At 36.7% G+C, this 14752-nt stretch carries 12 protein-coding genes; 4 read left to right on the top strand and 8 right to left on the bottom strand.

Annotated elements, in window-relative coordinates; all coding sequences use genetic code 11:
• Nucleotides 1-83: 83 nt before the first annotated feature.
• Together ABN763_RS17975 and ABN763_RS17980 are read right to left on the bottom strand one after the other, a co-directional pair.
• Entirely contained in the window at nt 84-881 is a 798-nt protein-coding gene (locus tag ABN763_RS17975) for an SDR family oxidoreductase (protein WP_410486888.1), read from the bottom strand.
• 46 nt (nt 882-927) lie between these two features.
• Nucleotides 928-1461 (bottom strand): RDD family protein, encoded by a 534-nt coding sequence (locus ABN763_RS17980; RefSeq protein WP_410486889.1) that lies wholly within the window; start codon nt 1459-1461, stop codon nt 928-930.
• A gap of 78 nt (nt 1462-1539) precedes the next feature.
• Here ABN763_RS17980 and ABN763_RS17985 point away from each other — a divergent pair, with 78 nt between their 5' ends.
• The 3 genes from ABN763_RS17985 (at nt 1540) to ABN763_RS17995 (ending at nt 4796) form a co-directional block, all read left to right on the top strand.
• Nucleotides 1540-2268 (top strand): DUF6503 family protein, encoded by a 729-nt coding sequence (locus ABN763_RS17985; RefSeq protein ID WP_410486890.1) that lies wholly within the window; start codon nt 1540-1542, stop codon nt 2266-2268.
• Nucleotides 2269-2355: 87 nt separating this feature from the next.
• Entirely contained in the window at nt 2356-3390 is a 1035-nt protein-coding gene (hemH, locus tag ABN763_RS17990) for a ferrochelatase (protein WP_410486891.1), read from the top strand.
• Nucleotides 3390-4796, top strand: a complete 1407-nt coding sequence (locus ABN763_RS17995; protein ID WP_410486892.1) for an MATE family efflux transporter — start codon at nt 3390-3392, stop codon at nt 4794-4796. The genes hemH and ABN763_RS17995 overlap by 1 nt, the downstream gene beginning before the upstream one ends.
• A 239-nt stretch (nt 4797-5035) precedes the next feature.
• On the opposite strand, the gene ABN763_RS18000 is transcribed toward ABN763_RS17995, so the two are convergent.
• From ABN763_RS18000 to ABN763_RS18025, 6 genes are all read right to left on the bottom strand, one after another.
• Nucleotides 5036-5674, bottom strand: coding sequence for a GTP cyclohydrolase (locus tag ABN763_RS18000; protein ID WP_410486893.1), 639 nt, complete (start codon nt 5672-5674; stop codon nt 5036-5038).
• 114 nt (nt 5675-5788) lie between these two features.
• Nucleotides 5789-8188 carry a TonB-dependent receptor gene (locus ABN763_RS18005; protein WP_410486894.1) on the bottom strand — a complete coding sequence of 800 codons (2400 nt, stop codon included), beginning with the start codon at nt 8186-8188 and terminating at the stop codon, nt 5789-5791.
• A 120-nt stretch (nt 8189-8308) separates the two neighbouring features.
• Nucleotides 8309-8608, bottom strand: coding sequence for a hypothetical protein (locus ABN763_RS18010; protein ID WP_410486895.1), 300 nt, complete (start codon nt 8606-8608; stop codon nt 8309-8311).
• Nucleotides 8609-8788: 180 nt separating this feature from the next.
• Complete coding sequence (locus tag ABN763_RS18015) at nt 8789-9217, bottom strand: nuclear transport factor 2 family protein (RefSeq protein WP_410486896.1); 429 nt, start codon at nt 9215-9217, stop codon at nt 8789-8791.
• Complete coding sequence (locus tag ABN763_RS18020) at nt 9210-10367, bottom strand: PQQ-dependent sugar dehydrogenase (RefSeq protein ID WP_410486897.1); 1158 nt, start codon at nt 10365-10367, stop codon at nt 9210-9212. The genes ABN763_RS18015 and ABN763_RS18020 overlap by 8 nt, the downstream gene beginning before the upstream one ends.
• A 101-nt stretch (nt 10368-10468) precedes the next feature.
• Complete coding sequence (locus tag ABN763_RS18025) at nt 10469-11476, bottom strand: helix-turn-helix domain-containing protein (protein WP_410486898.1); 1008 nt, start codon at nt 11474-11476, stop codon at nt 10469-10471.
• A gap of 110 nt (nt 11477-11586) precedes the next feature.
• Between ABN763_RS18025 and ABN763_RS18030 the strand changes: the two genes are divergently transcribed.
• A complete protein-coding gene (locus ABN763_RS18030; RefSeq protein WP_410486899.1) occupies nt 11587-14718 on the top strand; it encodes a WD40/YVTN/BNR-like repeat-containing protein in 3132 nt (1043 codons plus the stop codon).
• Nucleotides 14719-14752 lie beyond the last annotated feature (34 nt).

Consider the following 14752-nt stretch of genomic DNA (forward strand, 5'->3'; position numbering starts at 1 on the left):
AGTTGGCGGTAACCGCTATTAGTAGTTCAATGTTTAAACTTCAAAAATTTGAAGTCTTTTTTCTTTGTTTTCAACAAACACTCTCAACGCACCTGGCTTCTCAATACCAGTTTATGTAACTGCTTAGGAAAAAAGCGTTTCATATAAATCCCCTTTACTTCCCCTCGACCTATGTAAGTTTCAAACTTTTTTCTTTGAATAGCTTTTAAAGCTTTTTGTACACATTTTTTTGGAGTTAAGCCTTTAGCAGTAGCTTCGTCCATCGTTTGCTGTGCGCTTCCATCCCCAGTGAGTGCATTTTTCGACACGTTTGTTTGAATAAATCCGGGACAAATCATCGTAACTGCAACCCCATCTTTTTCATGCTCCATTCGCATGACATCAAAAAAACCATGAAGCGCATGTTTGGCGCCACAATAACCCGATCGATAAGGACTTCCAAACTTTCCCATTAAACTAGTAACAACAGCAAAATGCCCAGCCTTATTTTCAATAAAATGAGGTAGTATTGCCTTTGATAGTGCCACAGTTCCCAGGTAATTTACTTGCATTAGTTTTTCATCAACTGATATGTCAGTTTCTGCAATGAGTGAACGTTGACTTAAACCGGCATTATTAATCAAGAGGTCGACTTTTCCGAAATGAGACACAGCCTTTTCAACAACAGGTTTCATATTATAATAATCAGCCAAATCAAGTGGAAGAATGAAGCAATCATCATCCGTTAATCCTGCTTCCTTTTTTCCACGTTCAAGCTCATCGACCTTTCTTGACGATATAATGAGTTTGCAATCATATTGAGAAAGTTCTTTTACAAACGCTTCGCCTATACCAGAGGAAGCTCCTGTTATCCAAATAGTTTTGTTATTAAAGTACGTCATGATCTGTTATAAAAAGAACATGAACAATATCGAAAGAAATTTTTAGCTATCTAAATTTAACTCCTGTTATCTCGTCACGCTCTCCTGTTCCTAATTCATCTAAACCCGATTGAATCATCTTTTTCTCTTCGAACTTTTTGACATCTACTACATATAAATTTGGAATGGTATCGTGCCAACCCCTTCCTTCAGAGCCTAAAAATGATAGCGCATCAAAAGGGATTATACGTGAAAAAGACCTTTTCAAAATGTTAATAGTCGATGGGACTTCTCCATCAATAGTAACCAACCTGGTATTACTTGCAAATTTCCCTATTGTTTTACCTTTAAAAACAGTTTCTATCAAGAAATAATATAAAGCTAGCAGCACCGAAGTTATGATGCGATCAAGAATGGGGTTAATACTTTCTAATTGGTAGTAAAACAACTCAGGATCAACCCCTACAATCATAAGGATGATTCCAAATATAAATGACAGCATGAAAAAGAAAATATAAAACACTACTACATCTATTAAAAGATTGACAAAACGTTGTCCCTTGCTCGCATAGATATCTGGGGTAACAATAAATTCTTTCATGTACTTTTATGGTTTGTTGTAGATATAAAACAACCTAGAGAATAAAAACCCTACATTGTATTTCAATACAGAGCCAATATGTTAAAAAAGTCAATTTATTATCTGCTTCTAGTATTTACTTGTCAAAATCTATTTGCGCAAGAATTAACTGCTGATGAGTTACTTGATAAAGCCATTTTTTATCACGACCCAAATGGGAATTGGAAAAACTTTCAATCAATTTTGCATATCAATCTTGAAATGCCCGACAGCCCTAATCGCAAAAGTGAAGTTTATATCAACTTACCCAAAAATGTCTTCGGATTGAAAACGGTACAAGACACGATAACTACTTACAGAAAGTTTGAAAAAGGAAAATGCTCCTTCTCCTTAAATGGAAAAACGGCACTTGATTCCACCGAAATAAAAAAGCATCGAGGGGATTGTGAACGTACTAAGATGTACCGTAATTATTATACCTACTTATATGGGCTTCCTATGAAACTGAAGGACGCAGGAACCATAATTCACAAAAAAGTGCAAAAAAGAACTTTTAAGGGTAAGGATTATCTTGTTATAAAAGTGACCTATGACGAATATGTCGGTACTGATACATGGTATTTTTATTTTGATCCGACCACCTATGCAATGAAAGTATATCAGTTCTACAAAAACGAAGCAAAAAATGACGGTGAGTATATTTTGCTTACTGATGAGCTTATTACAAATGGAATTAAACTTCCCAAAACAAGAGCATGGTACTACAATAAAAATGATGGCTACCTTGGGACAGATCAACTAGAAAAAACTGTTGAAATTGATAAATAGACTTTATAGTTAAATAATTAATAACAAGTGCTGCCTATAGTATTCACTAGCAGCATGTTTATTATTTTTGTAAAAAAGTAAAACAGAATGGCAAAAGGTGTACTTTTAGTAAACCTAGGATCACCAGACAGTACTGATCCTAAAGATGTTAAACGATATTTAGGTGAGTTTTTAATGGATGAACGCGTAATCGATCTTCCTAAATTGGCTCGCACCTTGTTGGTAAAGGGAATAATCTTAAATACCCGACCTAAAAAATCAGCTGCAGCTTATAAAAAAATTTGGTGGGATGAAGGTTCTCCTTTAATTGTATTAACAGAGCGCTTACGTGATAGTGTTGATGCGTTAACATCAATACCAACTGTTATGGCTATGCGTTATGGTAAGCCCTCAATTTTGCATGGTTTAAAAAAACTACATGACAAGGGCGTAGACGAAGTATTGATTATACCATTGTATCCTCAATTTGCGATGGCAACCACCGAAACCATTTTAGTATTGGCAGAAGAGTTAAGAAAAGAACATTTTCCACAAATGAGCTTTACTAACGTGCCAGCATTTTATAATCACCCTGATTATGTTCGTGTACTTTCTCAATCTATAAAAGAAAGTCTTGAAGGAGTAGATTATGAGCATTTGTTGTTTTCATATCATGGAGTTCCGGAAAGACACATACGAAAATCAGATATCACAAAGTCGCATTGCAAATTAGATGGCCAATGTTGCAAAACGAATTCGAAAGCCCATGAATATTGCTATCGACATCAATGCTATGAGACTACAAGATTGGTAGCTGAGTATCTAGATCTTGACGAAGGGACATATTCTACTTCATTTCAATCTCGATTAGGGGTTGATCCTTGGTTACAACCATATACCGATCGTACCATTGATAAAATGGGAAAACAAGGCATTAAAAAAATGGCTATTGTTACACCAGCTTTTGTAAGCGATTGTCTAGAAACACTCGAAGAAATCGCTATGGAAGGTGAAGAGATTTTCCATGATGCTGGAGGTGAAGACTTTCATGTAATACCTTGTATTAATGATCGGGATGATTGGGTAAAAACCCTAGCGCGTTGGGTAGACCAATGGGCAACTGTTGAAACGCAATTGGCGTAATGGCAACAGCTTCTTCAACCGAGTTAGGTACAGCTAGCATAAGCAAACTTCTTATTAAACAGGCAGTACCCGCTTCTATTGGCATTTTGGTAATGTCATTAAATATTATTGTCGACACTATTTTTATGGGACGATGGATAGGTCCCCTAGCAATATCGGCGATAGCAGTAGTACTTCCATTCACTTTTTTTATTGGCGCCATTGGCTTGTCAATTGGTATTGGCGGTAGCTCGGTATTGTCACGTGCATTAGGCGCAGGTGATACCAATAAAGCACTTCGGGTTTTTGGTAATATGACCACCTTAACCTTTCTTATTTCGGGAACCTTGGCTATTGGCGGACTTATTTTTCAATACCAACTAATTGGTTTTTTTGGTGCTGATGATTCTTTTCGTGATATGGCATTAGTGTACTACCGTATTCTATTATATGGTATCGTTATGCTAGCGCTAATGATGATGGGAAACAACATTATTAGAGCCGAGGGTAAACCAAAATTTGCGATGATCGCCATGATTATTCCTTCTGTCGGGAATATTTTAATGGACTATATCTTGATCAATGTTCTTGATCTGGGAATGCAAGGTGCTGCCTGGGCGACATTCATATCGTACGCATCTTCTTTCTCATTTATGGTATGGTTTTTTATGTTTAAAAGTGAGTTAAAACTCAATTTTGAGTGGTTAAAGCTTAAAACTAAAATCGTAAGAGAAATCAGCGGTTTAAGCGCCGTTACCTTAGCAAGACAAGCCACCATAAGTGTTTTGACAATTTTGTTGAATAATGTATTGATTTCGGTAGGAGATGCGCTGGATATAGCAGCTTATGGCATTGTAAGTCGTATGCTTATGTTCGCGCTGTTTCCCGTTATTGGTGTTACACAAGGTTTTATGCCAATAACCGGATATAACTATGGAGCTGAAAAATACGATCGCGTTCGAGAGACTATTAACACCTCGATAAAATATGGTGGTGCCTTGGCATTGATCATTTTTGCATCAATTATGTTGTTTCCTGAACAAATAATTTCAATATTCATTAGCAATAACGAAGGATTAGACGCAGAAACAGTTGCCAATAATGCTGAATTATTAAAACGAACTCCCGCAGCGTTGAGATGGGTGTTTTTAGCCACCCCTATTATTGTTGTGCAGCTCATTGGTGGGGCTTATTTTCAAGCAATAGGTAAAGCCATTCCAGCTTTACTACTTAGTTTAACTAAGCAAGGCTTCTTTTTAATTCCGTTAATATTGATTTTACCCCAGTTTATGGGTGTACTTGGTGTTTGGGTTTCGTTCCCCATTGCCGATGTACTTTCTACCCTAGTAACAGGCTACTTTTTAAATCGGGAAGTAAGACGTAAGCTTATCCCTTCTACAGAGCAAAAAACAGAAGCAATAGTATAATACTACCAAATACTAAAATGTCCTTTCTGATTGTTTTAGAGCGCTTTTTGATGAAAAATAACTCTTTTTTATGTTTTTTTGAAGAAAACGTCACATTACATCATACTGTATACCTAAAAATAATTCTATAAAAAAACCGGCTACTTAACCTCTCAAGTAGCCGGCAAAAAGGTCAATTAACTTAGCGATGAATTAATTGACTATACTATTAAATGTTACTGAAATATTACTTAATTGACTTATTGAATATTTAAAACAAAAGTCAAATCAAAATCAGAATCGCCATCATTAGCTCCAGTCGTTGCTGACTTTATATCTGGTTGATGCTGTAGTCTAACAGTAAAACTTCCATCTGAAACGGCAGTATCACCAGCTGTCCAAGTTGTAGACAAGCCAACTGGGTTTCCTGATCCGTCTTGAGCATCAGAATCCTCATCATTATAATTTATAGGATCTGAAGCCGTATCTATATTCCCGTTTCCAGTTGGGTTTGAGAATGCGTCATTCGTAAAACTAAAGAAAATTTGATGCTCATCGTCCTCTTCGGCGATTTCGTCTCCTATATCTTCTACATCATTAGGATCTACCGCATTCAAAATTTCAAAAGTTAAAGTGTAAGTAGCTCCTGCAGTTAAGTCAATTTCATCATTACCTACCTCTAATTCTCCAATTCCTGGGCCGTCGTCATCGACAGCTGTCACTCTTACTACATCATTGGCATCTGCTGTATTAGTGAAAATAAGCTCAACGCTTGTTATTACCTCCTCTTCATTTTCTTCTCCAGGAGCATCATCGTCATTGTTACAACCTACTATAGCTATAGCCATAAATAAAAAGGCTATCAAACGGAAATTTCTAATTTGTTCAATCGTTTTCATGTTTACTTTATTTAAAATTATTTAATTTATTAATGTACTTGTTGAATTTGTTAAACTCACGGGGCTCTGGCTATCATTATACTATTCTTTCAGGCTTTTTTCTCTATGAACATTTCAAGATTTAAATCTATAATTAAGTGTAAAAAGAATATTTCTGCCAGACTCATCCGCGAAATATCGCATCTCGTTTAAGTAATTACGGTAGCTATTATTTAGTAGATTTTGAACCGAGATACTTCCGTTTAGGCTTTTCCATTGAAAATCCCATGATAAGTCAAGCAAAAAGTAGCCTTCGGGAGCATCTAAGAAATCAAAAATTTCAGAGTCAGTCGTGAGCTGAACAGATCCATCTACTAAACTTTCTGGTGTAATTGTACGTGGTGCTTGAAACTGTTTGAAAGTATAGCTGGGGCGAATGGTCCATCTTGATAAATCAAACGGGCCGAGTTTACCTTGATCCCATTGCAGTTCAAAATTTGTCGATATGGGTGGTTGATTAATCAAAGGGGCATCATCACCAATATTACCTGACCATAAAAAACTCAACCCATAAACCCCTGAAATTTTATCCGTGAATTCTTTTTTCCAACTGTAATCTGCCCCAAAAAATAAGGCATCTACTTGGTCGAAAATAAATGCTGGCATTGGGCCTCTTATTGTACCGAAAACTCCAATGGGTCTATCAAAAACATAATTTTCTATATAATGGGAATAGACTGTAACATTATGGGTGTTTCCATTTTTAGTTGACTGAAATTCATTTATAAATTTATACCCTCGCTCTGGATCTACATCACTTTGATCTAGAGGGGTTACTTCATCTGTACTCAATTGGCCATTGGTATCAGTGAAACGAAGTAATCCAAAGGTTGTTTTAAAACCATGTTGGCCAAAACTGAATAATTCTTCCATATTAGGGGTACGCCATGCAGTACCTAAATTGGTTCTAAAGGTGCTATTTTCAGATAGTTGCCGAACATATCCCAATGATCCGGTAAAGTTGGCAAAGTTGTAGTTATCCCTGAAAATATCTTGATTGATTTCCCTACCTCGTACATCATTAGATTCAAAATCAAATCGTAATCCCGCTTCAAATGTATTTTTACCAAACGCAATGCTCTCTACTGCAAATGCGCTATATCTTTTGGTGTTATAATTGGGAATAAACGGAGTGGTAAGTGTACCTGGATTATTGTCGTTATTTTGACTAAAATATTGGAGCCCCACCAACCCATCCAATCCATGCCATTCTGGATGTTTCCACTCTAATTGATAATCGTAGGTGGTCAAATCAAGATCAATAATAGGTCGATCGGCATTTCTTCTTACATCAAATTCATCTCTGCTATTAAATTGTACACCCCCCACTAAGGTCAGTCTAGCATGTTCGTCGTACCACCAATTAACCTCTGCTTTTGCTAAATGATGTTGGGTTGTTTGGTTAGGTTGGTTAATGTCATACGAAAATGGGCGAATAAAAATTGGCTCATCAGAATTAATAGCCCTAATGAATGAATCCGGGCTATCGGCGATAGAAGTTCTTAAAAGCGCTAAATTTTGGTCAACAAAACTATAGTTTACTTTAACATCCCATTTGTCAAGGTGATAAAGAACACCCAAACTGAGTGCTTTTTCCTCTTTCCCAGAATTGGTCAGGCTATAGTCAGGTGTATTACGGTCTCCTATTCGGGTATAATTTCCGTTTACAAAATAGCTCCAGTTTTCAGTACCATTCCCAAATTCAACATTGGCATTGTAGCCACGACCATTAGTTTGGTAACCTGTACCGAGCTCAGCATAAAAAGGATTGTTAAGCAGTAAGGGATTAGGTTCAATAATAATAGCACCCCCCAAAGCTTCCGGCCCATATCGAACTCCTGCAGCACCTTTGATGACCGTTATACTACTTGCAGAAGCAATATCTATTTCTGGAGCATGGTCAGTACCCCAATTTTGAAACCCATGCTTTAAACCATTATTTAAAAGTAATATTCTATTACCAAATAAGCCGTGAATAACAGGTAGTTGTACATTCGTACCATTAGCTGAAAATGTTAACCCCTCTAGTCCGGACAAAGCTGCCGCCAAGGTTTGTGTTGGGTTGCTCGCTATTTCCGCTTTTCCTAAAGTTACTTGTGCAATCGTTTCAGTACCCTTTTCTTTATTTCGTTGTGCTTGAATGGTCACTTCATCTAACCCTCTAACCTCTTGAGTTAAGTAAAAGTGTATAGCTGAATCGTGTTCATGATTTTTAGTTGACTCTGCATATCCCAAACATGAAATAATGAGGGTATTTTTTTCTGAACATAACCCTTCAATTTTAAAACTACCTTGATCGTTGGTAATCGCGTATTTTTCCGTTCCCTTTACTTTAACTACGGCGTCGGGGATGGGTTCTTTAGTATCAACATCCAGAACCTTTCCGCTAACGGTATAGGAACACGCTTTCTTTTGGGCCATTGTAAATGGGGAAATCAGCAAAAAAATAAAAAGTATGAGAAGCTTTAGCTTCATTAAAATATAGAATTGATATTGTTAATCAATAGAAAAACACTTTACAAAAGAATGAACTAATGCTGTTTTTCGATCCTGAGAGTGACACCAAGGTGTCAGCACGAAATAGGTGGTATGAAATTAGCGCACAGGAGGTGGCCTATTTTGATGATAATATGAAGGATTATTTTCAATAATTAAAACAAGCGGAACTAAATGGTCTTCCTCTGATGGGAAGTTAAATTTAGGAACAACATCATCATTAATTACATCAATGTCTATAAATTGTGCTTGTTGACTTTCGATCGCTAGATCACAAGCAATGCAGTTTTCAATGGAATCATCACAATTGTCTGCATGAAAATATGCGTGTAATGCTGATACCTTAACGAGCATTAAGGCGCAAAGTAATGCTGTGAATAGTATTTTCTTCTTTTCCATTTTCATCAACTGCAAACCTAATCAATTAATAATACTTGAATTGTTAAAATAATATTAAAGGATATAGCTTGAAGTAAGGCTTTTCGAAGGTAGTACTATATGTTTGGTTTATTAAGTATTGTAGTCAAAATGGTTGAAAAGGACTTTTATTTCGATTTTTTAATCAAAAACCGATTGATTTCATTCTTTTTTGTGCCAAGTTGATGTTTTTGCCACGATTAACCATTTGCCATCAATTTTTTTGAGTAGTGTAAGATCAACATAGCGATTAGGCCATTTTTCTGAGTCAATTTCAATTTTCGCGAACGCGATATCCCGTTCAATATCTATCGATAGTATTTTACCCGTACGTCCATTAAATTTTCCTTTTTCCCGCTTAGCAAAAAGATTGGCATAGGCCTCCACTGATGAAACCCATAAGCTGTCTTTACTATTGCTTAAAAATAGATCCGCTTCCTTATAAAATGCCTTTTTTATTAACGGGATGTTATTATAAGATGTACCATCAAAGTAGTATTGAAGCGTTTCCCTAATCTGCTCATCATCACTCTGTGCATAGATCAGGTTTGAAATGAAAACTAACGCAATTGTTACCAGTATTTTATTCATGATTTTGATTTTTAATTCTTAGTATTTTCCCATCAGGCTCGTCAGTAAGTATATATAATTTACCTTCCGGACTTTGTGCTACTTTTCGGCTTCGTATTCTGCTGTCTAGAAACAGCTCCTCAGCACTTTTTACAATTTCTCCGTCTACCGTAAATCTCCAAAGACTACCTCTACTTAATCCTGATACAAAAAGACTGTTTTTCCATGCAGGAAATTCATCTCCTGTATAAAAAGTCAATCCCGTTGGAGCAACTGTATGCGGCCACCACCATACTGGATTTGTAAACGCAACACCTTCCAGCTTTGGAGGTTTGTATGAATCGCTTCTATAACCACCTGTTGTAATGATAGGCCAACCGTAATTTCCACCTGATTTTAAAATGTTTATCTCATCACCTTGCTTCGTGCCATGTTCGCTAAACCAAATCTGACCCGTTTTTGGATGCATGGTAATTCCTTGTGCCGCCCTAATTCCTATTCCATAAAGACCTGGAACTCCATTTTTCCCAAAGTCAGGATTATCTTTTGGGATACTTCCATCTTTATGTATCCGATATATTTTGCCTCTTCTATCTGTAATATCTTGGGCAATAGGAAGTGCAGGCTCATCAATTTCTCTAAATAAACGTTCGCCAATAGTGGCGTATAACATACCATCTTTTCCAAAACACAATCCGCCACCATAATGAAAATACTCCCGGGTATAAGGCTTTGCCTCTATCAGTACTTTTATATTGGTTAAAGAATCATTTTCAAGTCTAGCGCTGACAACTTTTGTAGTGGTAGCCGTGTCTCTTTTTGCTGCATATGAAAAATAGATGTTTCTGTTGCTTGTAAAATCTGGATCAAGAACTACGTCAAATATCCCGGAATTATCACCACGCATTTGAACTCGAATACTATCGGTTAAATCTTTAGGAAAGCCTTTGATGACTTGTTTGGTTTTAGACTGAAGATCTATTCTTAACAAATCACCATCTTTTTCAGCAACTAGCACATCATTTTCATTAATAAAAGCAATACTCCACGGGTGTTTTAATCCGCTACAAACAACCTCTTTGATTGGATTAGGAACAAAATTTATTTCTTTTTTTGGTGTCTTATTACATCCAACAAAGGCAATTAGCAATACCAATAGAATTCGACTCACAGTAATAATTTTAGAAACCGCAAATTCAGTATGTAAAAGAAATTATTCTTTAATAATCATGATTTTAAAGACGATTTTGAAATAAAACAGCGGTCACAGAATTAACTCATTTTCTTTCTATAAGCACTGGGAGTAAGCCCCGTTTCTGCCTTAAAGGCCAGGTTAAAAGAAGTGACATTTCCAAAACCACAATCATACGCTATCGTTGCAATCTTTTCAGTTATATACTCTTGAGAGGAAAGTAAGGCTTTCGCTTTTTTAATTCGATAATGGTTTATGAACTCTGAAAAGTTTTTCTGTTCATTTTGGTTAATAGCTTGGGATAATTCTCTGTTGGAGACTTTTAGCTTAAGTGCGATTTGATCCAACGAAATTTCTTCCTTACTTAATGAATCACTACTTTCTAAAAGTAATTTTAATCGCGTTATGATGTTTTTTGACTGATCTACATTTAGGGTAGAACCTTTATACTTTTCTAGAACAAACACGTGTTTTTTCAGTAATAAAAAAGAAAAAACATACATTAAAAAAGAGAAAGAAATTGCCCCTAAAATATAAAATGGGATAAGCCTGGCAAAAATACTTACATATAAAAACCACATAATTGTAATACCCAAAACAATCTGAAAATACCATCTAAATAATGCCTTATTATGCTCGCTTTTTTGGTGGTACAGTCTGTACCAACAAAAGGCGAGATAAGTGGCTAAATGAACAAAAACAGACGCATATGCAATTGACGATGCGAAATCGCCGCGGTTCGGAATTATTGGGCTGCATACTGCATATAAAATAAAAGGAACTAGATGATAATAATCTGTTTTAGAAAACCCATTCTTCTTTTCAAATAACGCTTTACCATAAAACCATAAAAATGGTCCAACCAATAAAATGGTTGAAATGGCAAGATTTCGAATTCTTGGGTCCACCGCTGTATAGTTATGAAAAATAGATTTCCCAATTCGAATGGTAAGAGCGAGTATTATAATTCCTAAAAATACGTTAGCCGCTCTATTCCCTTTTCTTAAGGTAAAAAGATAACCACATAAAAAAATTGCCTGGGCAATACCCAAACTGCTTAAAACCAATATAATACTATCACTGTTCATCTGTATAGCGAAATATACTATCTAAAATCAAATTTATTTAATAAATAAGATGAGTAATTAATTCCCTAAATTTATATGTTCTTATACTAATTCAACCAAATTCACAAACAATGCGCACCATCATTATCGCAGCACTCTCGCTGCTTATGTTTGCAATCCCTTCTGACAGCAACGCACAACGAAGAAAAAAATCAAAAAAACAAACTACAACACAATTTCCGCAAGAACTATATAGTTCGATGGAGTATCGGCTAGTTGGCCCATTTCGAGGAGGTCGATCAGCAGCAGTTACCGGGGTGCCTGGTAAACCAAACTTGTTTTATTTCGGAGCCACAGGAGGTGGTGTTTGGAAAACAGAAGATGGAGGCCGACAATGGGAAAATATTTCTGATGGCTATTTTGGAGGTAGTATTGGTGCAGTAGAAGTTGCACCAAGTGATCATAATGTTATCTATGTAGGCGGTGGTGAAAAAACACTCCGCGGGAATGTCTCTTCAGGTTATGGTATATGGAAAACCGAAGATGCAGGAAAAACATGGAAGTCAGTCGGACTTAAAAATAGCCGACATGTACCTCGTATTGCCGTGCATCCAACAAATTCTGATATTGTATATGCCGCCGTACTAGGAAACATATACAAGCCAACACAGGACCGTGGTATTTACAAAAGTACCGATGGTGGAAAAAGCTGGAGAAAAACACTTTTTGCAAATGATCTTGCCGGCGCAGTTGACCTTACACTGGATCCTAATAACCCAAGAATTATGTATGCATCCACATGGCGGGCGCAACGCACCCCTTATAGTTTGAGTAGTGGAGGTGAAGGCTCAGCACTTTGGAAAAGTACTGATAGTGGGGAAACCTGGAAAGAGATTTCAAACAACGAAGGATTCGCTGAAGGTATTAATGGGATTATTGGTGTAACGGTATCTCCTGTAAATTCTGAGCGCGTTTGGGCCATTGTTGAAAATGAGAAAAAAGGTGGTGTATATCGATCTGATGATGGCGGAAAAACCTGGAGTAATATTAATAGTAGTAGAGCCCTACGTCAACGCGCGTGGTACTATACACGAATTTATGCAGACACCAAAGATGAGGGTGTAGTATACGTAGTAAATGTAAGCTATCACAAATCGACCGATGGTGGTAAAACGTTTACCGGGGCAAGAGCCCCTCACGGTGATCATCATGACCTATGGATTGCTCCTGAAAACCCAAAACGGATGATTATTGGCGACGACGGGGGCGCTCAGATCACCTATGATGGCGGTGAAACTTGGAGCACTTATCACAACCAACCAACGGCACAATTTTATCGTGTAACAACAGACAATTCATTTCCATATCGTATTTATGTAGCACAGCAGGATAATTCAACCATAAGAATAAACCACCGTAGTGACGGTTTTAGTATTGATGAAGATGATTGGGAGTCAACAGCGGGAGGTGAGTCAGCTCATATTGCTGTAGATCCCGAAGATAACGACATTGTATATGGTGGTAGTTATGGCGGATTCTTGACAAGAAAAAATCATAAAACAGGTACGACTAGAGCAATTAATGTTTGGCCTGATAACCCTATGGGGTATGGTGCCGAAGGAATGAAATACCGTTTTCAATGGAATTTTCCGATTATCTTTTCAAAACACAATCCAAACAAACTATACACCTTTTCACAACACGTTCACGTAACAGAAAACGAAGGGCAAAGTTGGGAAATAATAAGTCCTGATCTTACACGTAATGATCCAGAAAAATTGAAATCTTCAGGTGGCCCCATTACTCAAGATAATACCGGAGTCGAATATTATTGTACCATTTTTGCTGCTAATGAAAGTCCGTTACAAGAAGGGCTTTTATGGGTTGGTAGTGATGATGGCTTGATTCATGTTACTAAAGATGGTGGTAAAAATTGGGAAAATGTAACTCCTAAAGGCGCACCTAAATGGTTAATGATTAATAGCATTGAACCATCGCCATATGATGCTGGTACTTGTTATGTTGCGGGGACCTTGTACAAAACAGGAGATTTTAAACCATACCTGTATAAGACCACTGATTATGGTAAAACCTGGACCAAAATCACCAATGGAATTAACTCAGAGCATTTTACACGAGTTTTAAGAGCCGACCCTACCCGCAAGGGATTATTATACGCAGGTACTGAAACCGGGATGTACATTTCATTTAATGATGGAGCAAGTTGGGGGCCATTCCAATTGAATTTACCAATTGTACCTATTACCGATTTAATTGTAAAAGACAATAATCTGGTAGTTGCTACCCAAGGGCGAAGTGTTTGGATTCTTGATGATCTGACAGTTCTATATCAATTAAATAGTAGTGATGAATCAAAGTCCGCGATTTTATTTAAACCAAAAGACAGCTATCGTACTAAAGGCGGTGGCGGTCGCGAATCGAAAACCGCAGGCACCAATCACCCAGGAGGTGTTATCACTCATTTCTATTTAAAAAATTACGATAAGAAAAAGGACACTATAAAACTTACCTATTTTGATAGCAAAGGCGATACTATAAAGACCTTTAGTAATAAGGACAAAAAGAATATGATTCGTAATCTTGAAAAAGGTGGCAATACTCATGTTTGGAATATGAGATATGAAGGTGCCGAGCGTTTAAAGGGCATGATTTTGTGGGGAGCTAATTTAAATGGTCCTAGAGCGGTTCCCGGAAACTACAAGGTAAGACTTTCTGTTAATGGAGCTGAGCAATCGCAAGACATTCGCATTTTAGCTGATCCCAGAGCTGAAACTGATATTGCAGGAATGCAAAAACAGTTCGATTTTGTGACCAATGTAAACGAAACAGTTGATAAAGCGCATAAATCGATTAAAAAAATGCGAAATGTAAAGAAACAACTAGAGGCCTTTACAAAACAATATGCGAAGAATGATAAGGTGAAAGATCTGGTTAAAAAAGCGAAAGAAATGACTAAAGAGCTTGATGAGGTTGAAAAAGCGCTATACCAAACTAAAAATCGTAGTGGTCAAGACCCTCTTAATTTTCCAATACGGTTAACCAATAAACTTGGGGCAGTTGCTAGTTTAGCAAATTTTGATGACTTTCCTCCTACCGATCAAGCAATAGCAGTTAGTAAAGAGCTTACTCAAAAAATAAATTTAGAATTATCTAAATTTGACAAATTAATGGGTGAAGGAATTTCAGCATTTAATAACGAATTTAATAAGCTGAAATTAAATTATTTATTTGTAGAAGAATAAGACCAAATTAGGCTGGTTTGATAACCAGCCTAAT

Origin of the sequence: Spongiivirga sp. MCCC 1A20706 (assembly GCF_046524175.1) — a bacterium.
Taxonomy (GTDB): Bacteria; Bacteroidota; Bacteroidia; order Flavobacteriales; family Flavobacteriaceae; genus Spongiivirga.

Coding starts and splice junctions, on each gene's coding strand:
- ABN763_RS17980 (WP_410486889.1), bottom strand. CDS start 1,461: ATGAAAGAATTTATTGTTACCCCAGATATCTATGCGAGCAAGGGACAA.
- ABN763_RS18015 (WP_410486896.1), bottom strand. CDS start 9,217: ATGAATAAAATACTGGTAACAATTGCGTTAGTTTTCATTTCAAACCTG.
- ABN763_RS18010 (WP_410486895.1), bottom strand. CDS start 8,608: ATGGAAAAGAAGAAAATACTATTCACAGCATTACTTTGCGCCTTAATG.
- ABN763_RS17975 (WP_410486888.1), bottom strand. CDS start 881: ATGACGTACTTTAATAACAAAACTATTTGGATAACAGGAGCTTCCTCT.
- ABN763_RS17995 (WP_410486892.1), top strand. CDS start 3,390: ATGGCAACAGCTTCTTCAACCGAGTTAGGTACAGCTAGCATAAGCAAA.
- ABN763_RS18000 (WP_410486893.1), bottom strand. CDS start 5,674: ATGAAAACGATTGAACAAATTAGAAATTTCCGTTTGATAGCCTTTTTA.
- ABN763_RS17985 (WP_410486890.1), top strand. CDS start 1,540: ATGTTAAAAAAGTCAATTTATTATCTGCTTCTAGTATTTACTTGTCAA.
- ABN763_RS18005 (WP_410486894.1), bottom strand. CDS start 8,188: ATGAAGCTAAAGCTTCTCATACTTTTTATTTTTTTGCTGATTTCCCCA.
- hemH (WP_410486891.1), top strand. CDS start 2,356: ATGGCAAAAGGTGTACTTTTAGTAAACCTAGGATCACCAGACAGTACT.
- ABN763_RS18025 (WP_410486898.1), bottom strand. CDS start 11,476: ATGAACAGTGATAGTATTATATTGGTTTTAAGCAGTTTGGGTATTGCC.
- ABN763_RS18030 (WP_410486899.1), top strand. CDS start 11,587: ATGCGCACCATCATTATCGCAGCACTCTCGCTGCTTATGTTTGCAATC.